14 protein-coding genes and 1 pseudogene are annotated in these 21,161 nt (G+C 57.7%); 8 read left to right on the forward strand and 7 right to left on the reverse strand.

Going from position 1 to position 21,161, the window contains the following annotated elements; all coding sequences use genetic code 11:
- Positions 1-125 precede the first annotated feature (125 nt).
- Together AB4P96_RS16915 and AB4P96_RS16920 are read right to left on the reverse strand one after the other, a co-directional pair.
- Entirely contained in the window at positions 126-1,466 is a 1,341-nt protein-coding gene (locus AB4P96_RS16915) for an APC family permease (protein ID WP_395599825.1), read from the reverse strand.
- A gap of 393 nt (positions 1,467-1,859) precedes the next feature.
- Positions 1,860-4,175: a N,N-dimethylformamidase beta subunit family domain-containing protein gene (locus AB4P96_RS16920; protein ID WP_395599826.1), complete on the reverse strand. Its 2,316-nt coding sequence runs from the start codon at positions 4,173-4,175 to the stop codon at positions 1,860-1,862.
- Between the two features lie 843 nt (positions 4,176-5,018).
- Between AB4P96_RS16920 and AB4P96_RS16925 the strand changes: the two genes are divergently transcribed.
- Complete coding sequence (locus AB4P96_RS16925) at positions 5,019-5,987, forward strand: AraC family transcriptional regulator (protein ID WP_150692502.1); 969 nt, start codon at positions 5,019-5,021, stop codon at positions 5,985-5,987.
- A 523-nt stretch (positions 5,988-6,510) separates the two neighbouring features.
- Here the strand turns inward: AB4P96_RS16925 and AB4P96_RS16930 are convergent.
- Positions 6,511-7,305: an AraC family transcriptional regulator gene (locus tag AB4P96_RS16930; RefSeq protein ID WP_395599827.1), complete on the reverse strand. Its 795-nt coding sequence runs from the start codon at positions 7,303-7,305 to the stop codon at positions 6,511-6,513.
- A gap of 88 nt (positions 7,306-7,393) precedes the next feature.
- On the opposite strand from AB4P96_RS16930, the gene AB4P96_RS16935 reads away from it, so the two are divergent.
- Positions 7,394-8,641 (forward strand): MFS transporter, encoded by a 1,248-nt coding sequence (locus tag AB4P96_RS16935; RefSeq protein ID WP_186618316.1) that lies wholly within the window; start codon positions 7,394-7,396, stop codon positions 8,639-8,641.
- On the opposite strand, the gene AB4P96_RS16940 is transcribed toward AB4P96_RS16935, so the two are convergent.
- The gene (locus AB4P96_RS16940) at positions 8,554-9,465 is read right to left on the reverse strand and encodes a LysR family transcriptional regulator (RefSeq protein WP_099548730.1); all 912 of its coding nucleotides are present in this window, start codon (positions 9,463-9,465) and stop codon (positions 8,554-8,556) included. The genes AB4P96_RS16935 and AB4P96_RS16940 overlap by 88 nt on opposite strands.
- 145 nt (positions 9,466-9,610) lie before the next feature.
- Here AB4P96_RS16940 and AB4P96_RS16945 point away from each other — a divergent pair, with 145 nt between their 5' ends.
- The 4 genes and pseudogenes from AB4P96_RS16945 to AB4P96_RS16960 form a co-directional block, all read left to right on the forward strand.
- Positions 9,611-11,008 (forward strand): amidohydrolase family protein, encoded by a 1,398-nt coding sequence (locus AB4P96_RS16945; RefSeq protein ID WP_099548729.1) that lies wholly within the window; start codon positions 9,611-9,613, stop codon positions 11,006-11,008.
- 11 nt (positions 11,009-11,019) lie between these two features.
- Positions 11,020-11,493: a DMT family transporter gene (locus tag AB4P96_RS16950; protein WP_395599828.1), complete on the forward strand. Its 474-nt coding sequence runs from the start codon at positions 11,020-11,022 to the stop codon at positions 11,491-11,493.
- Positions 11,494-11,532: 39 nt separating this feature from the next.
- On the forward strand, positions 11,533-12,393 hold the full coding sequence (locus AB4P96_RS16955; RefSeq protein ID WP_122757381.1) for an SMP-30/gluconolactonase/LRE family protein: 861 nt from the start codon (positions 11,533-11,535) through the stop codon (positions 12,391-12,393).
- 527 nt (positions 12,394-12,920) lie between these two features.
- Positions 12,921-13,235, forward strand: a pseudogene (locus tag AB4P96_RS16960) (integrase core domain-containing protein); the annotation flags it as partial.
- An 81-nt stretch (positions 13,236-13,316) separates the two neighbouring features.
- Here the strand turns inward: AB4P96_RS16960 and AB4P96_RS16965 are convergent.
- The 3 genes from AB4P96_RS16965 to AB4P96_RS16975 form a co-directional block, all read right to left on the reverse strand.
- Complete coding sequence (locus tag AB4P96_RS16965) at positions 13,317-13,718, reverse strand: hypothetical protein (protein ID WP_122757379.1); 402 nt, start codon at positions 13,716-13,718, stop codon at positions 13,317-13,319.
- On the reverse strand, positions 13,705-14,160 hold the full coding sequence (locus AB4P96_RS16970; RefSeq protein WP_122757652.1) for a hypothetical protein: 456 nt from the start codon (positions 14,158-14,160) through the stop codon (positions 13,705-13,707). Before AB4P96_RS16970 ends, AB4P96_RS16965 begins: the two co-directional genes overlap by 14 nt.
- Positions 14,161-14,236: 76 nt before the next feature.
- Positions 14,237-16,549: a TonB-dependent siderophore receptor gene (locus AB4P96_RS16975; RefSeq protein WP_395599829.1), complete on the reverse strand. Its 2,313-nt coding sequence runs from the start codon at positions 16,547-16,549 to the stop codon at positions 14,237-14,239.
- 347 nt (positions 16,550-16,896) lie between these two features.
- Here AB4P96_RS16975 and AB4P96_RS16980 point away from each other — a divergent pair, with 347 nt between their 5' ends.
- Together AB4P96_RS16980 and AB4P96_RS16985 are read left to right on the forward strand one after the other, a co-directional pair.
- On the forward strand, positions 16,897-18,042 hold the full coding sequence (locus tag AB4P96_RS16980; RefSeq protein ID WP_395599830.1) for an efflux RND transporter periplasmic adaptor subunit: 1,146 nt from the start codon (positions 16,897-16,899) through the stop codon (positions 18,040-18,042).
- Positions 18,043-18,053: 11 nt separating this feature from the next.
- The gene (locus AB4P96_RS16985; protein ID WP_395599831.1) at positions 18,054-21,146 is read left to right on the forward strand and encodes an efflux RND transporter permease subunit; all 3,093 of its coding nucleotides are present in this window, start codon (positions 18,054-18,056) and stop codon (positions 21,144-21,146) included.
- Positions 21,147-21,161 lie beyond the last annotated feature (15 nt).

The raw sequence follows: 21,161 nt of genomic DNA on the forward strand, positions 1-21,161 counted from the left end.
AGAAAGAATTTAGATTTAACGGACAATAAGTTGCTGACTAAGTCAGCCGTCCAGTTGGGGAGTCACGACAGGTTTGCGTATCGGCCACATGGTTTTTCATGCAGCCTTAAAGTCACAGAGGGGCTCTATACGGGTATGTCCAACGAGTTCTTGCCTTTCAGAATCCACGCGACGATGCCACCGAGTACGAGCCATGCGACACCGACGAGTTGGGCGTTCGAGTTCGCGCTGAACAGTGCGTAGCAGAGGACGGCCGCACCCAGTACAGGGGAAACGAGATGTCTGAAGAAAGAGCGATCAGTCTTACCCCTGAAGAAAGCAATGACAGAAGCATGCAACATCACATAGGCACACAATGCGCCGAACGTGACCATCGTTACGATGGTTTCAATCTGGTCTTTGCCGACAATGGCAATCACCAGCGAGAGCGCAGCGACCAGGTATAACGCGGTCGTTGGTGCTTCATTTTTATTAAGTTTGGCGAGCACACGAGGCAGCTTTTTATCGCGTGCCATGCAGTAGATGACTTTTGTCGTGGTGGCCTGGGAGATAAGTGCATTAGCCAGCAAAGCTATTAGTGCATTCGTCAACGTGATGACCGGCAGGAACCACGTCCCCACCACTTGGGTGCTGACCGTGTAAAAGGCAACATCAACGGCGCCGTCCTGATATTTCGACCCTAGGGGAACGAACACAGACGCCAGGTAGACTTGCGCAACGAACAGCACGGTCACGATCACCAGCAACAACATCGTCGCCCGCGATACGGTTTTACCGCCCCCCTCGGCCTCCTCGTTCAGCGTCGAAACAGCATCAAAACCGATAAAGCTCAGAGCGGCGATTGGTACGGCGCCAAACACGGCGGACATACTGAATTGCGACGGGTTATAGAAAGGCGCTAACAGTTGCTCCTTGGAAACCGTTCCTCCGGCGATAAGGCCAACCGCAAACACGATGAAAATCGAGAGGACAACCAGCTGGATGACCAGCAGCACCTTTCCCACATTCACATTAACGGTGATACCGAACAGATTAACGATCATGGGCACAGCGACGAAAATCCCTAACCAAACCACCTTGTCGATGCTGGGAAACAAAGGTTGCAAGGCCGCTGCACCTAGAACCGCCAGCAACGCGGGAAGCAACAGATAGTCCAGCAGGATGGCCCATCCCGCCATAAAGCCGAATGTGGCATTGGTGCCCTTTGTCACATAGGAATAGACCGATCCAGAAAGAGGAATTCGTTTCGCCATTTCGCTGTAGCTGATCGCACTGAACACCATCGCGATGGCGGCCAGCGTATAGGTCAGCGCGGTCAGTCCATTGGACGTGTTATGAATCGCTCCAAAGACAGAGACAGGAGCAATCGGAACGAAGTAAAGCAACCCGTAGACAAGGACGTCCGTCAGCGAAAGTTTCTTGCTGAGTTGACCATTATCACTGGGTACGACCAAGGTATCGCTCATTTTTGTTGCCCCTTGACGATTGGCCCGGATTTTCACCCGGACACTATTTAGGTACGGTTGCCGCGTGTCGCCAGCATTTGCTGTGGAACCGCGTACCGCTTTTGTTATTTGCACATCGGGACTGGAAAGGACCTATTCACTCAAACACCAAGATGGGTCTTTTGACGTTCGATGAATTCAGTTTAGGAGCCCCTCTTACTGTCGACTATCGAACCAGCGAACCGCGCTTTTCGTGTGAGTGCACGTCGCCTTCTATTGCCATGAACTTGTCGCGCCCTAAGAGCAGCCGGGCGTGGCTGCCCCTTGGGTCCGATCAATGTATGCACCGCAGCATGGTCCGCACCCCGAGGCCAAGCATCGGCCGGGCTCCGCACTCATGCATCTGATGGACGGTCAATTGCAATCGATGATGACGTCCAGCGCTTCAGGGTGCAGGAACCGCTTGAGCACATTGCCGGTGAGTCGCGCGACATTGTTGTCGTAACGGTTGTGGGAAAGTGAACCGCTGTAGGCAATTGATCCCACTGAGAACACGCCGCCCCCTCCTGGCAATGGACACAGAACGATGTCCGCGCGAACGCGAGACTGCTCGGTCCCGCCAATGCCAGGGATTGATTCGTAGACGTCCTCGGCGGCGATAAGATAGGCATCCGACAATGGCCCGGAAGTCGCCAGGACAAGCGCACCCGGTGGGGCCCCTAATGACGGATCGTACCGGTCGATCTCCGCGCCGGCGGCACCACCGCCCATGATTCCAAAGTCGCCAATGCGCTCGTCACTGCCAATCCCTTCAAACGCAAATGCGGCGAGTGGGTCGTAGCTGTCGGTGAGGCGTTCGTAATACGTGCAGCGGTCGAAGCCTTGCGCGGCGAACCCCACGCCTAGTAGTCGCTGCGGCGCCTTACCCTTGTTGCGCCATAGACCGGCCATTTCACCGGAGGTCTGGTGGCGGCGATCGCCAAACGGCGACTCGTGGGGGCGTGTACCCGCGTCTGACCTGCGCAACTCCATGACATGCCGCTCTTCCGGATCAAATGAAACGGTTGCGAAAAAACCGTTTCCTCCCAAGTACATCAAGCGTCCGCCGTTCCCGGTGAAAGCCTCGATCGCGTTGATTTCGTTGCGTGTCACGTATTCTGGATGACTGCCCGTGATTAGAACCTTGTAGTCCTTGAGCAGGTCGACGCCTTCGCGATCGAGGTCTTCATCCGTCAGCGCGTCGAATTCACAACCGATTGTGTCGAGCCAATGAACGATGCAGAGATCAGCAGGAAGCCCCCATACGCCCTCTGCCTGGAACCAGGCGCGGTGTTTGGGGTTGAGCGTCAGGATGGGGCGCCGAGTGCTGCCGAAGACGACGCCAGAGCCATCGTTATGGATTTCATAACAGGAACGACCGAATTCAGGATGGTCTTGAAGCGTCAGATCTTGACGATCAATGATCGGTGTCCGACTGACGATGATTTCCGCGCCATTGGCTTCAAAGGCTATTCGGTCGTTGGCGTACGCCAGATAAGTCGCCGTAGAGAAAAGCACCGCCACTTCGCGTTTCTGGCGTCCCGGCCTGACGAAAAACGGGATGTATTGTTCAACGCCTGCACTGCTCAGTTTCGCGGCGTATACACCACTCGCGAGATCGTCCGGGACCTGAATCTTGAACGCCGTTGGCCACTGGGCGTCGGTGATGTCATCGTCGTGAAAATGGATCGCATCAAACTCGTCAGGTGCCCGCCGAAAGTCGTCGCTCAACCCCTTAAACCTATGGCCCGCCACTCCCCGTGTCGGCGCGTTGAAGCAGCGTCCATGCAAACCGTTTCCGGACACGTCTACAACATCGCTGAGTAACAGGCCATCGTCACGAAGGCTCTTGCCAAAGTGCCAGGCGGCCAGCTCGGAAACAGCCGCATCGCCGAGAGAGGGACGCAGAATGCGGACTCCACCGATTTTTCCGTTGTAGGCGGCATTCGCCAGCCATCGACCGTCTTGCTGACAGGCCAGCGCCCCGATCCTGAAGGGGAGTTGGCTTTCAGTCAGTCTCGCGCCGAACGGGACAGTACGTGATTCTGCGCGCAAGGCACTGGCACTCGCTGAGAGACGGTTCATGATGTTGTCGATTGGTGTCTGCTCCAGGCAGACCGTCCCGGCATCCGATTTGACACTGACTATGACGCGATACCACTGGTGTGCAATAAGTGGCGTTGCCAATGAAACTTTCTTTGTCTCACCATCTGCCACCCATATAAACGTTGGCCGCCCTTCCTCCAGTACAAGGGCGTAGCCAGAACAACTTGCCACGGACCAGTTTCCCAAAATGGCCTGTAGACTCGAATCACTCTCAAATGAGTTCTGTGTTACGTGGTAGGCCCCGAAGTTGCCCGAGCGTGTGCCTTGCGGCAGTGTCGGATAGACATGGGCTTCAATAACCAAACCGTTAGGGGATCGCAGAAGTCCTTGCGTGTCAGTGAATTCCACATAAGAGCCCGGCTGGCACACATGCTGGATACCCTCGTAGCTTCCTTCGAACGACGACTCAAAAGGCGTCTCAAGGAAACCGGGGCCCGACTCCCCCGTAAACCCGTGTCGAAGCTTCACAAGCGAGGCGTAATATCGCGCGACCCCTTCGCAACTTACCTTGAAAGAAAGACTTTCACCCGGCGACACAGAGAATCCGTCGCTATAGCCGAAAATTTGCTGACTGACCTGGTTCATTCTCATTTCATCCGTTATGCGACTGAGAATCCGTTTCGCGCGACTCGGTAGCGAAAAGGGCTCGGCATCGAAGCGAAAAAACGTGACGCAATGCGTCGTCGTAAGTCAGGAAAATGCCTGGACTTCGAAAGAAGTTGCCTGGCTCTCCAATCACAATGTTCCCTACGCCCCATGGCCCGTCGATACCCAGCGAAATGACAATCGCCTTGCCGGCTATAGACGCCCCGCCCAGCCCACGCACGACCCTTCGAGTCTTGTCATCGTGTGGCCCGAGCGGAGACCGTTCGTAGGCGCCGATCACGCCAGAGTCGCAGTTGTCACGCAGGCGCTCAAAAAACCGAGCCTGGAACAAAGCGGCCAATTCAGCTTCGCGATCTGAGGAGGTACGCATGGTCATTCCCTCGGTGCGGTAGTTATTGTTGTGTGCATACTTTTCTCTTGCTTGTCAGTAGATTGCGCAGATATCCAAAAATGCGCCTGGCCGCGTTGCGGAGAGATGGTCCGGAGGAGATACGCTGACCCCCTGTACCGGTAGCGATATCGTCCGATGGACCGCCCCCCGCGATCTATCGCATGAGAGAACCAAGATTTTCGTCAGCGTGCACGGGTGCGCAAAGTGGGTGCACGAGTCTGGTCTTTGCTCGCAACCGGCTCACATACAGAGCAACGGCTCACGGCATACCTCTGTTTCCGCACCATTGGTCTGCTTAAGCTGGACTTAGTCATCCGCCGGTTATTATCGAAATATCACACGGGGCTTCCGACGGCTGACTAAGGTGGCCTTGAAGTCATGGCATAGGGCTTGCTAGAAATTCTAAGGCAGTGATTCTTTTAGGAGGGCGTGTGGATTCGTTACATTTGATAACCCGGTTCTCGACGGGCGAGGTTCATCCACAAAGACGTCTTGCTGCCTGGCAGGATTTCATGAGCGATGTCTACTACCCGATAGACGTGGCGGCCTACAACCCGGCATCGTTCTGCGGAGTCATTGAATCCACCCAGATCGGCGCGGTCGGAATTACCCGCTTTGCCGCTGATGCGCAACGGGCTGTGCGCCGCAAAGTACATGCCGGATGCGATGATTCGGATTTTTTCGCGCTAGTCATGCCGACCATGCAAACTGAGCAGTTCACACACCTGGGTCGATTTGGAGACGTTGCGCCAGGCCAGGTCTCTGTCTTCAATTCCGCAGAAACCTATCAGCTGGATATCCCCAACGGTACGAGAAACGTAACAGTCAAAATACCAGCTGACCAATTCAGGGCAATGTGTCCGAAAATTGATGCGCGTTGTGGCCGCGTCGACGTCGCCAATTCGCGTTTCGTCCCGCTGCTAACGCAATTCGCGTTGCAAGCATCGGAAAACGCCTCCTGCCTTTCCCCCGAGCATGTCAGAAGCTTGGAGAGAGGATTGCTGGAATTGGCTTTCTTGATGATGGATGTACCGGAGACCGATGCAGCGGGGGATTCACGAACGGTCATCGATCACTTCTTTCACCGTGTGATGGCGTATATCGCGGCAAACTTTCACGACACGGATCTTGCACCTGAACGAGCAGCTCAAGCTCACCGCGTTTCCATCCGCTATGTCCACAAGGTTTTCCAGGCTCACGATACGACGTTCGGGCGAGAACTCCGTCTTGCTCGGCTAAGGCACGCTCAAAAGCTTCTGCGCGAGAATGCGCTGCACAAGGCTCGGCCCACGACCATTGCGGAAGTGGCCTACAACTGTGGTTTTTCCAGCCAGGCGCTTTTTTCCGTCCGGTTCAAGGAAGCTTTTGGATACTCACCTCGAGACGAAAAAAGCCGTTAGTCCCATGCTAACGCCCATCAAATGGAAGGCACTCATCGCAAAATGCTTTTTTCGGCGACTTTTGCGCCATGCCCTCTATTTTTCGTCGTATTAGGGTATGGCGATTGGCTGCGTCAGCGCCTGTAAAGGCGCGCGGCACCCACTGTCCGGGTAAAGACGAGACTCTTGATGTTGTCGCACGAGCTGGTGAGCTCCTTGCTGTCGGTTCGTCATTACTTGACACTTTCGCCAGGTAGCATTAGATCGATCTCTGCCCTTCACGACTGGCAGAAAACGGCCGATTCTGTTGAAAAAGTCGGCTTTGAATTCCACACCAGAAAAGCACGCGCCTGAGATTGAAATCTGAGTTTTTAGCAGAAGGTTTTCAAGGCTCGGATTTAACGTAGCAGCGTGCAACAGCGGTATTTTCATCCATCAATATTCGAGTGTTTTGGGAGAATCGACTTTTTCAACACAGTCGGCCAGAAGCGGACATACCCCGATCACTCTACAACCTTGGCGCTCTGTATCAGCCACCGGAGCATCAACGCAGCGAGGAGAAATACTGAGTAGGCGGTTTACCCAGGGCTTTTTTGAACATCGTGATGAAGGCATTAACAGAGTCATATCCCAGAATGCCTGCCACACGTTGCACTGAAACCCCCTCCGCCAAATGACTCAGTGCGATCATCAAATGCAACTGTTGGCGCCAGCGTCCGAAGCTCAGCCCGGTCGTGCTTTCTACAAGCCTGGCCAGCGTTCGTTCACTGGTTGCAAGACGAGTGGCCCACTCGCGCAACGTGGTTCGGTCACCTGGATCTGAGAAGAGCGTATCCGCAATTTGTTTGATCTTGGGGTGGTCTGATATCGGCAAATGCAGCTCTTTCAGCGGAGCATCGGAAAGCTGCTCAAGCAGCACTGCAACCAGTCGCGCTGTCTTGCTCTCGGAATGGTAAGCAGGTTCCTGTTCAGCGAGATGCAGGATCATCTCCCGAACAAGGGGCGTAATGGCAACCGTGCAGCATTCTTCAGGCATGGCTGCCGCACCGGGCTCAACGAACAGAAAGCAGGTCCGGGCGTTTTCGGTCACTCGGCAACTGTGCGGCGTGCCGCCCGGGATCCATACGGCGTGCTGGGGAGGGACAAGCCAGAGTGCATTTTGCACCTCACAGCTCACTGCGCCATGCAAAGACAGGATCAGCTGGCCTTTGCGATGATCATGCGGACGGGCACCCGAACCATTGAGGTCAGGCGCAACCTTGAGCGCAATCGCTGCCTGGGCGAAAAGGTCTGAATCGAAATCTTCCGGCGAGGAAACGACATTTTTTGAGCTTGGCATAATTTAGATATCAGGTGTCTTGATATCTATATTAGACGATTCTGAAGTTCTCTACATTTGTCTTCTTTTAAGAGGACAGATAAAGAATATGTCAGATACAAAAAACAAGTGGCATGCCATCGCGCTCGTCGCAGGCATTCTGCTTATCGCCGTGAACCTGCGCGCTCCCTTTACCAGCATCGCGCCCGTTTTGCCGCTGATCCAGAATGATTTTGGCTTGAGCGCCTCAGCTCTAGGCCTGCTTACTTCACTGCCATTACTTGCCTTTGCAGCCTTCTCCCCGCTCAGCGCATCGGTCGCCCGCAGGTTCGGCATCGAGCGCACGCTTTTCGGTGCACTGTTGGTCATTTCAGCGGGCATCCTGCTCCGCTCCGCAGGCAGTGCCTGGGCGTTGTACGCCGGTGCGGTATTGATAGGCACCGGGATCGCCCTGGGCAACGTGCTGCTGCCCGGCCTGATCAAACGCGACTTTTCAACAAAAATGGCGTCCATGACCGGCGCTTACTCCATCACAATGGGCGCAGCAGGCGCTGTCGGTTCAGCTGTGATAATTCCGCTGACCCAATCATGGGAATGGCCGATTGCCCTGAGTTTGTTGGTCGCAGCCCCTCTGTTGGCGATGGTGGTGTGGCTTCCGCAGTTGAAAAAACACGAACACGTAAATCTGTCCGGTCCGAAACAAGCGCCAACCGTGGCCGTCTGGCGTTCGCCGCTGGCATGGCAGGTCACGCTGTTCATGGGGCTGAACGCGATGCCTTTTTATGTCGCCGTCGGCTGGCTGCCGACCATTCTGATGGACCATGGCATATCCCCGGAGCAAGCAGGCACGGTACACGGCACGCTTCAACTGACCACGGCCATTCCCGGCTTGATTCTGGCGGCCACGCTTCGTCGTCTCAAAGACCAGAAACTGGCAGCCGCTACCGTCAGCCTGTTAACCGCCTCATCCCTGATCGGGCTCATTTACGCGCCAGACTACGCCATGTTGTGGGCCGCGGTCCTGGGCTTCGGCTCTGGTGCCAGCATGATGCTCGGCCTGACCTTCATCGGCTTGCGCACAAAAAATGCCGGTGACACGGCGGCACTTTCAGGAATGGCGCAGTGCGTCGGCTACCTGATGGCAGCCGCAGGCCCCTTGCTGCTGGGCCAACTGCACGACTGGACCGGTGGCTGGACAGCACCGCTGCTGATCACAGCCGCAATCTCCGTAGCCGGCGCATTCACCGGCATGCTGGCCGGGCGCAACGTTCAACTTGAATCTGCTGAATCATCGTCGCGAACAAGCCCAGCAATCCAGTCAGCGAATGCGCTCACAGTTGGCGATAAAAAGCGCTGATGCGGGTATAGCAGGTGCACAGGAACCGATGCGGGCTGCCAGTCAGCAAGCACTTCGACCAGTCGCCCTTCTCGCAGATGCTCGCTGACCACATTCTCAGCGAGCTGCACCAGCCCGAAGCCTTCAAGGCACATTTTGATGTAAAGCCCAGTCTCGTTGACGGCCGCTGTGCCGTTCACCGGGACTGAGATTTTTTCGGTACCACGGGCAAAACGCATTTCACCTGCTTGCCTTGCGCGGCCCGAGAAGTAATGGATGGCCCGGTGGTGAGACAAATCTTGCGGATTTTGCGGAGTGCCGTTCTCTTCGAGATAGGCGGCAGACGCACAGGTTACCCAGCGAAACCGACCGAGTGGGCGCGCAACGAGCGTTGAGTCATCGAGCTCGCCTGTACGAATAACGCAATCGACACCCTCTTGAACCAGATCAACCTGCCGATCGTTGACGCCTATCATCAGGTAGATATCTGGGTAGCGCCTGTAGAAGTCTTGCAGGTTTGGCATGACGATGAAGTGTGCAATGCCACCCGGCATATCGACACGCAAACGCCCCTGTGGCCGTTTTACGGAATCCGTCAGGCTGGTCTCTGTGTGTTCGATCAGCTCCAATATTTCCCGGCATTGCGCCAAATATTGTGCGCCCTCAGAGGTCAGGCTGACACGCCGCGTTGTTCTGTTCAGCAGGCGTACCTGCAAGTACTTCTCAAGACTTTTAACGCTGCTGGTAACTGTCGAGGCCGGCAGTGAGAGCGTCTGCGCCGCCTGGATAAAGCTTCCTGCTTCAGCCACACGTACGAAAACCTGCATCGCTTGAATACGGTCCATGACTGTTAGCAACCTCAAAGCAGTGATCGGGGGAAGTCGTTATTATTCGTAAATATTGAATAATAAAAACAGTTTAACCATCTTTTTCCCGCGGTACCGCATTGCGTACATTGCTTCCAACGAAATTTGAAGAGGTGTACAGAAAATGGCTAAATATAACCGCAGCATTGTGCAGGCCCCGGCCGCTCCGGCCGCCCGCACCCTTATCCGCGGCGCCACTGTGCTGAGCATGGATGGCGATATTGGCAATCTGGCGCGCGGCGATATCCTTATCGAAGGCAGCACCATCACGGCCATAGGTGAAAACATCGAGGCTGGCGACGCCGTGGTTATCGAGGCATCCGGTATGATTGCCATGCCTGGCATGGTCGATACGCATCGTCACTCATGGGAGGGCCAACTGCGTCGAATCAATCCGAATGCCGAAACCCTGGAAGACTACTGCAACGCCACGCACTTCTCGTTCGCCAAATACTATCGCCCGGCTGACATGTATATCGGCAACCTGCTGACTGCATTGGGCTGCATCGATGCGGGCATCACGACCGTGGTCGATAACTCGCACAACAGCCGTACCGGCGCGCACTCCGATGCTGCGGTAGAGGCGCTGCTTGATGCTGGTATCCGATCTGTACACGCCTCCGGTGCGCCAGTTTCCGGTGAGTGGGACAAAGCCCACTGGCCCGGCAACCTGGAGCGTCTCCAGGAAAAATACGTCAATAACGGTGACAACCCGCTGCTCTCGCTGGCGGTGATGGCACAGCTTGAACCTGAGCTGTGGGCTGAGGCCAGGCGTCTGGGGCTGCCGATCATCACCGAATTTTTTGGCGGGGACATGGCAGCTGAGTTGGAGGGTTTGCATCGCGAGGGCCTGCTGCGTCCCGATAACATCTTCAACCACTGCACCTCGCTGCCGGACGCCGGCTGGAAAATCCTTAGCGAGGCTGGCGTGCGGGTCAACGTATGCCCGCGTTCAGATGCCCACTACGGCATTGAAGATGGAATGTTCGCCATGCAGTCGGCCCAGCGCCACGGCATCAGCCCGGGGCTGAGTGTCGATAACGAAACCTCCTACAGCGGTGACATGTTCATGGAGATGAGGGTGGCTTTCTACCTGCAGCGCGTCATGGGCATGCATCAGCAGCGCTGCTGCGGCGCAGAACATCATCCGGTGACCCTGCCTGCTCATGGCCTGCTCAAAGCCGCCACTCTCGACGGCGCTGCCTGCGCCGGATTGCAGGAGAAAGTCGGCAGCCTGGCCCCCGGCAAACAGGCCGACTTGATCCTTATAAACACGCAGGACATCAACCTTTACCCGTCAGGCAACGCATTCGGCACCGTGGTACACGCGGCCGAACGCAGCAATGTCGACACAGTCATGATTGGCGGGTGCATCGTCAAACGCGGCGGCAAGGTGCTGGGCGTGGACAGCGCAAGGCTGCGTGCAGCAATCGACGAGTCCCGTGAGCATCTGTTTGCTGCCGCAGGCTACCAGCCCGATATTTTTGCCGAGACATTCATGCCGCTTGAGTCAGCCAAGTAAGGGGGCGCGAGATGAACGCAGCTTACTACCTGCTGGCCATCGCCGCGGGGCTTGGCATTACCCTGCAGACCACGCTGAATGGTCAACTCGCTAAAGGTGTGGGTGGAGATTCCGTAGCGGCGGCGCTGTTCTCATTTACTGCAGGTGCGGTATGCCTGGGCTTCTTTTCATTGATGCGCGGCGGGATAGTGGCCTCACTGGCGGCTATACCTGCCCAGCCCTGGTGGAGCCTGTTGGGCGGTCTGCTGGGTGCCGGTGCCTTGCTTAGTTATGTGGTGCTTGCGCCAAAAATCGGTCTGTCAGCCCTGCTGGGCCTCGCTATCGCAGGTCAGATTATCTCTTCACTGGTTATCGATCATTTCGGCTTGATGGGGGCATCGGAAAGGCCGGTGTCTCTCATCAAGTTGGCCGGGTCGATGGTGATGCTCGCAGGCCTGGCCATCGCCCTGTTCGGTGACAGGTGGTCAGCGCTTTTCTCCAACTGACTGCCTTGTTTGCCCCATCCTGTTTCGTAGGACGCAACCATGTTTAAAACCCTAACCGGCACCACCTGTCTTCTTGGCGAGTGCCCTGTCTGGTGTGAAAGAACGGAGCGTCTGTTCTGGACTGACATCCCGGCCTGCGAGTTGCTTGCTCTGGATCCCGTAAACGGCGAAGTGCAGCGCTGGCCACTGCCGGAGCCATTGGGGTCATTTGCCCTCACGGCAGATGAAGACGTATTGCTGATGGGGCTGGCATCCTGCCTGGGCTACTACAACCTGAGCACTGGTCGTTTCAGCAAAATCACAGCCACCCCTGGCGTGGCAGGAACCCGGATCAATGATGGCCGCTGCGACCGTATGGGAAACTTCGTATTCAGCACTATGGACACCGGCGTGCCGGTGCAAACCATAGGCAGATTTCACCAGCTCAATGCCGCGACGCTCGAGACAGAAACGCTGGACCTTCCCGATGTGGCGATCCCGAACAGCATCTGTTTTAGCCCGGACGGTTCCACCATGTATTACGCGGACTCCCTGCAAGGATGCATTTTCTGCTGCGATTACCCGTCGCTAGAAAACCAGCGTGTATTCACTACAGTCAACGGTCAGGGTGCTCCAGACGGTTCTTGTATTGATGCGCAGGGCTTTCTCTGGAATGCGGAATGGGGCGGTAGCAGAGTTGTGCGTTACGCGACTGACGGCAAAGTTGACAGCGTGATCGACTCCCAGTGTATTCAGACAACTTGCCCGGTGTTAGCGGGAGCTGGTTATGAAACGCTTTACTGCACCAGCGCACGGATAGGGCTAGATAAGCCGGCAGATTTCGATGGCACGCTGATAAAAGCCGAAGCCGTTGCAGCTGCCGGATTCCCTGAAGAGCGATTTACAGGACGACTGCACTGAATAGTGGGTTCTAGCCTGTCGCGCCGTTCTGAATGCCAACTTGGTAGACGCGCATGAATGACCGGTTCTGGCCGATTGTGTTGAAAAAGTCGGTTTTCCCAAAGCACTCGAATATTGATGGATGAAAAACCTCTGTTGCCCGCTGCTACGTAAAATCCGAGTACTGAACCGCCTGCCAAAAATTCAGATTTCAATCTCAGGCGCGTACTTTTCTGGCTTGGAATTCGAAGCCGACTTTCTCAACAGATTCGGCCAAAAGCAGCCGTTCAGCAAACGCAGACATTGGCTAGAGTGGAGCACGTTCTAGTTGCGGGGGCGACATGGGTGCTCCAACACCGCTGCAGCGGCAAGCACACCAGGTAGTACATGAGCCAACACGCGTAGGTGCTGGAATGCAAGTAGCAGGCACCAGATGCCAGCTTTCAACCCATAGTTGCTACTGGATGTCCAAGTAGCGAAGGCTCTCATGGCAGTACCATTCAGGTGGCGGCGTGTCGTCGAGGTTGATGATCGTTACTTGTGTGACGATCTGCTATTCCACTCGGCAGGGATCGCAATATGCAAGCCGACTCTTTCGCCAGCGGTTGTGGCGATACCGAATGCGCCAGACCATGAGTCGACGATGAAACTGCTGGGATGACACACCGATGGAGCGCGTATTTCGGAGCTTGAAAACAGAATGGATACCGACCGTGGGCTATCGAACTGCGCAGGAAGCACAGCGCGATATCAGTCATTTTTTGATGCATCGGTACAACTGGATTCGGCCTCATCAATTCAACGATGGGTTGGCACCAGCGCGGCCCGAGGAAAAATTTCACGTCGTGTCGGGGATTAGTTGACCACTACAGTTAAGGCAGTAGCTCGCCGCCACATTGCGAGGCGGCAGAGTCTCATGGGAAATCGGATGCCGGCATGGGCCATCAGTGAGATGGCTTTCCATCCTTTGAGAGCAGTTCTTTTGCCATCTCCATTGCCTGCTCACGTGAAGCAGCGAGAAGCAAAGGGTAGCCCCAGAACTTGGCAAAAACGATCGCGAATGCCCTGAAACCAAGACGTTTTGCAGAGTTGGGCTCGATCATGATCATAGCCAGAACTAACCTTCGCAATTCGACCTTGTGCTTTTTCATCCAAAGCGCGGTGCGTTTCTTTTCCTCCGGCGAGTGCTCGTGGTCTTCGGCAGGTACGGTATCGGTCAAAATTACGAAGGACTCCCCACGCTGCAGATTGGCCTCGAATTCGGCGAAGTCCTTTTGGTGATCGTGTCCGGGTTCTTGCATAAGGCTCATCCAGACATAAGGGAAGTCAGAACTATTCACCGACATGGCCGTTTCCTCTGCTTTTGATGCTACGCCAGGTGGCCGCAATGGCAAACACGCCGGGCAACGTAATGAAGAACGTTGCAGAAAAGGCAATGTGCCAACCGTCGCGCAGCCCGTCTGTGATTCCCCCGAGGGTATTCAGGGCGACAAGCAGGCTGCCCAGAACCAGGGTAACCCACTGAGCCTTACGGGTTCCTCTCAGAGCGATAAGCACCGTTACGAACCAAGAGCCATAGAATGCTGAAAACATCCACAGTACATCGGGCTCAAACGTAATCGCCGGTATCGCTCCGGGTGCTCTCGCAAAGTCGTTTACGTAGAAAAATAACTGGAAAGTGACAAAAAGTACGGCACCCGCGGCGGTGGTCAGCCAGAACAAGGCGACTCTGTTTGCGTTGTTCACGACCAGCGCTTCGCTGGAGTGCAGGGTAGTCTGAAGAGACATAGGAGCGTTCTCGATAATCAATGGGCTGTTCTAGGTGTGGGGGCTTTTAACGGGTGAAGCGTCCGCCTGCGGGTCATCAATACTTATAATCCATCGTCACCATCAAGTTACGGGGGGCGCCATAACCTACGGTGTCGAAATCGCCCTTCTGCAACGCATACTTCTTGTCGAGCACGTTATTGACGTTGACTGCCGCGGTGATCTGCTTCGTGACGGCGTAGCGCCCCAACACGGATACCAGCGCATAAGAGCCTTGTTCCCCGCCCAACGAACTGGTGCCGGTGTTGGGCGCCTCGTAGAAGCGGCTTTGCCATTTAACGCCTCCGCCCAGCGTCAATTTGTTCCACTCTCCCGGCAACTGGTAGGTGCTGAAAAGCTGGGCAGTGGTGCGCGGTATTTGCGAATTCAAGCGGACGCCATCGCCATCTTGTGCCGTGAAATGGGCGATGCCTGAATAGATGTTCCAGCCACGCGCCAGCTCGCCCTGCAAGTCCAGCTCGATACCCCGCGACTTCGTCCCATCCGAACCCATATAGGCTTGGGCACCACTTGGCGTATAGGTTCCTGCGACCATCTGTGCAGCGTTGTCCAGCTCGGTATGGAACAAGGCTACCGACGCATTCAGACGCCCATCCAAGTAAGCGCCTTTAAGGCCGACTTCCTTGGTTTTTCCCTTTGTCGGCGTGAGCACGTTGCCCTTGCTGTCTCGATAGTCGGTTTGCGGATTGAATATGCCCGTGTAGCTCACGTAGGCCGAATAGGTCTTATCGATGTCGTAGATCAAACCAGCATACGGGGTGAATTCACTGCTCTTCTTGTAGTGCAACGACGAGGCGCCGACCGCGTCGTCGATTTCGTAGTTGCTGAAGCGGCCGCCGACAATCAGTTTCAGAGGCTCGGACAGCGAGAACCGCGCTGCGCTATAAACACCGCTCTGTTTGATCAGGGTGCGGGTCGGTATCGAAGCCATGGCATCGAAGTTGGGACGGGGAAAGGCCGGGCTCAGTTGATAGACATTGACCGGCGTGAAGCCTGCATAGAACGGAGCGATAGCTTCCTGGCTGGAGGTGCGGCGCGAACTCGTCGCCCCCAACACCAAGTCATGCTGGCGGCCGAGCAGTTCGAAGGGGCCGCTCGCCATCACGTCGAAGGTGTTTTGACGGCTGCTACCTTCGGACGCCAGTGCCACCGGAAGAGCCCCGTTGGGAAAAGAGCCCAGTCCCGTGGCGCGATCGGGGCGGCCGACCAGGCCGAGCAGTTCGGCATCGAATTCCGTGCGGTATTGATTAGCGACGGCCCGGAGATTCCAGCCGTTGTCAAAGCGGTGCTCGACCCCGGCAAACGCGGTCTTAAGGGTGTTGTCCCAATGGCTCCATTTCTGCGCGTAGTTCTTGGAGCGTGAATACTCGGCCTGCGTGCCGTCGCTGAACCATAGCGGTAAACCTCCCCAGGTGGAGCTCTTCGGCGTGCTGTCCTGGTAGTCATAGCCCAGATTCACCGTCGTGTCTGGTGTCAGATCTGCCTCGATGATGCCGTAGAACGCCCTCCTCTGCGGTTTGTAGCCATCAATGTACGAGTTTCCTTCCTGGGACGTCCCGACCATGCGGGCGCGGATACGGCCATCCTCGGTCAACGGAGTCGATACGTCGGCCATTTCCCGGTGGGTATCCCAGCTCCCTGCACCGAGCGAGGCGGACGCCGAGAAGTCGCGGGTCGGTCGTTTGCGCACCAGGTTGACGGCGGCCGAGGGATTGCCGGTGCCGGTCAGCAAGCCAGAGGCGCCGCGCACGACCTCTACACGATCGTAGAACGCGGTATCTAGGGAGCTGATCCCGCTCCCGCTGACGATGTCGCCGACGACGGTGGGTATGCCATCGTACTGAACGTTGTTGATCAAGAAACCACGCGAATAGAAACTCGTCCGTTCGCTGTCGGATTGGTACGACGAGACGCCCGTGGTGTTATCCAGCACGCTCTGCACCGAGTTCAGTTGCTGGTCGTCCATGCGTTGACGGGTGATCACCGTCACCGACTGCGGTGTTTCTCGTAGCGAAAGTGGCAGGTGCGTCGCCACCGATGTCTGACCCGTAGTGTAGGAACCAGTACCTTCGGTGGTCTCCGTATCCATAGGCCCCGTTACGGTGATGGCCGGCAAGGCTATCTCCTCTTGAGGCGTTCCACCGGCCTTGGTCTGAATCTGCCCTGGCTCGGCCGCGAATGCGCCCTGCGCACTAATGAGAACTGCCGCAGCGACTGCCGAGCCCAGCACGGTGAGGGGCGCGCTCCTGGCTGCGCCCTTGTACGGCCCATCCAAATGAGAATAGAAGGCGGGCTCTACGTGTATATCAATTGGCCGACGAGATTTCCCAGTAGTTGTGAGGGTGGTCATCAACAATACTCATTTGCATTTAGGTGGCGTATTTAACAATAGAGCTGGATGAGTATGCATGGCTAAATCAAGCCAGATTGTTATTCAATTAGGCCAATTTCAACTGCTTCATGCCTTTGGCTGTATTGCGAAATAAATTGACCTTTTTACGCAATGTAGAAGTGTGTCCAGGCGGATAGGCTGCGCTTCATCGTGGTCTGCCATGCCTCAATCCAGCTTGCTTGGCGGGCCGATTCCCCATTTCTTTCCGAGGAAATTCCCCCTATGCACTCACTTTGCTTTGGTGGGTCGGCCCCGCACCGCCGGTCACGCGCCACCCCAATCTCCATTGTCATCGGGAGGAACGCATGAGCACCGCTGTTATCTCCCGTGCCAAACCCATCGTCGTAAGCGTTGTTGCGCTCGTCATGGTCTTCGGCATGCTATATGCCTGGCGCACCACCCGCGCCGGTGGCGCGGAACATTACGCTATGCCGCCGATGCCCGTCTCGACGATCCGCGCCGAACCTCGCGGCGTGGCCGAGGAGTTGCAGGCCGTCGGCAATTTGCAAGCCGTTCGCGAAGTGCTGCTGGCCCCCGACACGTCGGGCCGCGTGACAGCCATTCATTTCGACGCCGGCCAGTCCGTGAAGGAAGGGACGGTGCTGGTTCAGCTCTACGACGCTCCCGAGCAAGCGGATCGTGCCGCTGCTGCAGCCAAGGCCGATTTTGCCCAGGCGCAATTACGGCGCTCGCAGGAACTTGCCCCTACCGGCGCCGAGCCACGCGAATTGCTCGAACAACGCAAGGCGCAAGCCGCCCAGGACGTTGCGGCGGTGCGGCAACTGGACGCGCGCATCCAGCAGAAGGCCATCCGTGCGCCGTTCTCCGGCCAGCTCGGCATCCGGCGCATCAATCCCGGCCAGTACCTCAATGCCGGCGATGTGATCGCCACGCTGACCCAGCTTGACCCGCTCTACGTAAACTTCACGCTGCCCCAGCACGACTTGCCCAAGCTGACGCCGGGCGCACCGGTGCATGTGACGGTAGATGCAGCACCAGGTCAGGTATTCAACGCCAAGATCAGCACCATCGAACCACGCATCGACGGCGAAACCCGCAATGTGGCCGTGCAGGCACTGTTGTCCAATGCCGACAGGCTGCTTAAGTCAGGCATGTACGCCACGGCGCGGCTGGCGTTGCCCGCGACCACCGACGCCATCGTGTTGCCGCTGACGGCGATCCAGACTTCGGCCTCCGGTGACAGTGTGGTGCTCGTGCAGGATGTCGACTCGCAGGGCATCGGCAAGGCGGTCGCCGTGCCGGTCGTCACTGGTCGCCGGCTCGGCGAGGAAGTCCTCGTGACCCAGGGCGTCAAGCCTGGCGACATGGTAGTGATGGCTGGTCAGAATCGACTGCCGCCCGGTGCGACGGTGAAGATCAATACGCCCGCGCCTGCCGCCGCAGCGCCGCCCGCCACCCCGGCGGTCGCCTCCGCCGCCAGCGCACGATAGAGGACGGCACCATGCATTTCACCGACATATTCATCCGCCGGCCCATTCTCGCGCTGGTCGTCAGCCTGTTGATCCTGCTGATGGGCGCCACCGCCTTGTTCCTGCTGCCCGTGCGGCAGTACCCCTATCTTGAAAACGCCACCATCACGGTCAGCACCACGCTTCCGGGGGCGACCCAGGACGTGATGCAGGGCTTCGTCACCACCCCGATCGCGCAGTCCATCGCCACGGCCAGCGGCATCGAATATCTCAGTTCGACCACCACGCAGGGCAAGAGCGAGATTAAGGCGCGGCTGGTACTCAACGCCAACGCCGATCGCGCGATGACCGAGATCCTCGCCAAGGTGCAGCAGGTCAAGTACCAGTTGCCGGCCGGCGTCACCGATCCGGTCATCGCCAAGTCCACCGAGGGCGGCACCGCCGTGCAATACGTCGCCTTCTATAGCAAGACCCTGTCGATCCCACAGGTAACGGATTTCGCATCCCGGGTAGCGCAGCCGTTATTCACGAGCATTCCCGGCGTGGCCTCGGCCGACGTCTTTGGCGGTCAGGCGCTGGCCATGCGCGTCTGGATCGATCCGGTACGGTTGGCCGCACATGGACTGTCGGCCGGCGAGATTTCGGCCGCACTGCGCGCCAACAACGTGCAGGCCGCGCCAGGCCAGCTCAAGAGCGCGCTGACCGTTACCAACATCAGCTCCTCCACCGACCTGCGCGGCGTCGAGGACTTCCGCCAGATGGTCATCAAGTCCAGCCCCGGGGGCGGCGTAGTACGGCTGTCGGATGTCGCCACGATGGAAGTCGGTGGCCAGAACTACAACAATCTCTCGTTCGCTACCGGCGTCCCCGCGATCTTCGTTGCCCTCCAGCCGACGCCCGATGGCAATCCTCTGGAGATCGTCAAGCAGGCCAAAGAACTGCTGCCCAAGATCCGTGCCATGGCGCCGCCGGGACTGACGGTGGCACCCAACTACGACGTGGCACGTTTCGTCAACGCCTCCATCGAGGAAGTGAAACACACGCTGATCGAAGCCATCGTGATCGTGATCGTGGTGATCTTCCTGTTCCTCGGCACCTTCCGCGCCGTCATCATCCCGGTTGTCACCATTCCGCTGTCGCTGGTCGGCACGGCGGCACTGATGCTCGCCTGCGGCTTCTCGATCAACCTGTTGACGCTGCTGGCGATGGTGCTGGCGATCGGGCTGGTGGTGGACGATGCCATCGTCGTGGTGGAGAACATCCATCGCCACATCGAGGAAGGACTGACACCTGTGCGTGCGGCACTGCTCGGCGCGCGCGAAATCGTCGGGCCGGTGATCGCCATGACTATCACGCTGGCGGCGGTTTATGCGCCGATCGGCATGATGGGCGGGCTGACCGGCACGCTGTTCAAGGAGTTCGCGTTCACGCTGGCCGGTTCTGTGATCGTCTCGGGGATCGTCGCGCTGACGCTCTCGCCGGTGATGAGCTCGATGCTGCTCAGTTCCAAGCAAAGCGAGGGGCGGCTGGCGAAGCGCGTCGAACACACCATGGAAGGTCTGACCGCATTCTATGGACGCCTGCTGGCCCGCACGCTGGCCGCTCGCGGTGCAGTGCTGCTGGTTGGCGCGGTCGTGCTGGCCGCCATCATGGTGCTGTTCACCGGCATCCGCCACGAACTGGCGCCGACCGAGGATCAGGGCGCCGTCATCGTCGTCACCAAGGCGCCGCAGTATGCCGGCGTGGGCTATACCGCCCACTATGCCCAGCAGATCGAAAAGCTGTTCGAGTCGATTCCGGAGTTCGACAGCAGCTTCATGAATATCGGCGACTATGCCGGCGGCCAGAACATGATGATCGGCGGTGCAATCCTCAAGGACTGGTCGGAACGCAAGCGATCGGCCACCGACATCCAAGGCCAGATCCAGGCCGCCGGCGGCGCCATTGACGGCGAGACGCTGACCGCGGTGCAGCTGCCCCCGCTACCGGGTTCCAGCGGCGGCCTGCCGGTGCAGATGGTGCTGCGCTCGCCGGACGACTTCAAGACGCTGTACGAAACCGGCGAGAAGATCAAGTTCGCCGCCTATGCCAGCGGCCTGTTCCTCTACGTGCAGAACGACCTGTCCTACGACAGTCCGCAGGCGCACATCAGCATCGACAATGCGAAGGCAAGCGAAATGGGCGTGACCATGCAGTCCATCGCCGACACCCTGGCCGTGCTGGTCGGTGAGAACTACGTCAACCGCTTCAACTTCCACGACCGCTCCTACGACGTGATCCCGCAGGTGCGAGGCGGCGAACGCATGACACCGGAAGACCTCGGGCGATTCTACGTCAAGGCAACCTCCGGCGCACTGGTACCGCTATCAACCGTGACCCGCGTCGAAATGCGTTCGCAGGCCAACCAGCTCACCCAGTTCGGCCAGATGAACTCGACCACGCTGGAAATGCTGCCGGCCCCGGGCGTGACCATGGGTGACGCCGTGGCGTTCCTGCAATCGCAACCCTTGCCGCCCGGCACCAGCATGGACTGGCTCAGCGACAGCCGCCAGTTCGTGCAGGAAGGCAACCGCCTGCTGGTGTCGTTCTGCTTCGCGCTGGTGGTCATCTTCCTGGTACTGGCGGCGCAGTTCGAGAGCCTGCGCGACCCGCTGGTGATCCTGGTGACGGTGCCGCTGGCGATATGTGGCGCGTTGGTGCCGCTGTGGCTGGGCTACGCGACGCTAAACATCTACACCCAGATCGGGCTGGTCACGCTGATCGGCTTGATCTCCAAGCACGGTATCCTGATGGTCACCTTCGCCAACCACATCCAGCATCACGAAAACTTGAGCCGCATCGAGGCCATCGAGAAGGCCGCGGCGGTGCGTATGCGCCCCGTGCTGATGACCACCGCGGCGATGGTCGCCGGCCTGGTGCCACTGCTGTTCGCAGATGGCGCGGGTTCGGCCAGCCGCTTCTCCATCGGCATCGTGGTGGTGATGGGCATGCTGGTCGGCACCTTCTTCACGCTGTTCGTGCTTCCCACCATCTACAGCTTCCTCGCCGAGGATCACCGCGCGGCAGCGCAAAGCCCCCGCGCCCGCGAACTTGCCACTGCGGAGGCCCCCGATGTCTCACTCTAAAGCGATTGCTGCCAT

Source organism: Pseudomonas sp. B19125 (assembly GCF_044218855.1).
GTDB classification, from domain to species: Bacteria; Pseudomonadota; Gammaproteobacteria; order Pseudomonadales; family Pseudomonadaceae; genus Aquipseudomonas; species Aquipseudomonas edaphica.

What these genes read in the sequence shown, in the direction of transcription:
- AB4P96_RS16980 (WP_395599830.1), top strand. Translation starts at nt 16,897, where the DNA reads ATGAGCACCGCTGTTATCTCCCGTGCCAAACCCATCGTCGTAAGCGTT.
- AB4P96_RS16945 (WP_099548729.1), top strand. Translation starts at nt 9,611, where the DNA reads ATGGCTAAATATAACCGCAGCATTGTGCAGGCCCCGGCCGCTCCGGCC.
- AB4P96_RS16970 (WP_122757652.1), bottom strand. Translation starts at nt 14,160, where the DNA reads ATGTCTCTTCAGACTACCCTGCACTCCAGCGAAGCGCTGGTCGTGAAC.
- AB4P96_RS16950 (WP_395599828.1), top strand. Translation starts at nt 11,020, where the DNA reads ATGAACGCAGCTTACTACCTGCTGGCCATCGCCGCGGGGCTTGGCATT.
- AB4P96_RS16930 (WP_395599827.1), bottom strand. Translation starts at nt 7,305, where the DNA reads ATGCCAAGCTCAAAAAATGTCGTTTCCTCGCCGGAAGATTTCGATTCA.
- AB4P96_RS16975 (WP_395599829.1), bottom strand. Translation starts at nt 16,549, where the DNA reads ATGACCACCCTCACAACTACTGGGAAATCTCGTCGGCCAATTGATATA.
- AB4P96_RS16915 (WP_395599825.1), bottom strand. Translation starts at nt 1,466, where the DNA reads ATGAGCGATACCTTGGTCGTACCCAGTGATAATGGTCAACTCAGCAAG.
- AB4P96_RS16935 (WP_186618316.1), top strand. Translation starts at nt 7,394, where the DNA reads ATGTCAGATACAAAAAACAAGTGGCATGCCATCGCGCTCGTCGCAGGC.
- AB4P96_RS16955 (WP_122757381.1), top strand. Translation starts at nt 11,533, where the DNA reads ATGTTTAAAACCCTAACCGGCACCACCTGTCTTCTTGGCGAGTGCCCT.
- AB4P96_RS16985 (WP_395599831.1), top strand. Translation starts at nt 18,054, where the DNA reads ATGCATTTCACCGACATATTCATCCGCCGGCCCATTCTCGCGCTGGTC.
- AB4P96_RS16965 (WP_122757379.1), bottom strand. Translation starts at nt 13,718, where the DNA reads ATGTCGGTGAATAGTTCTGACTTCCCTTATGTCTGGATGAGCCTTATG.
- AB4P96_RS16940 (WP_099548730.1), bottom strand. Translation starts at nt 9,465, where the DNA reads ATGGACCGTATTCAAGCGATGCAGGTTTTCGTACGTGTGGCTGAAGCA.
- AB4P96_RS16920 (WP_395599826.1), bottom strand. Translation starts at nt 4,175, where the DNA reads ATGAACCAGGTCAGTCAGCAAATTTTCGGCTATAGCGACGGATTCTCT.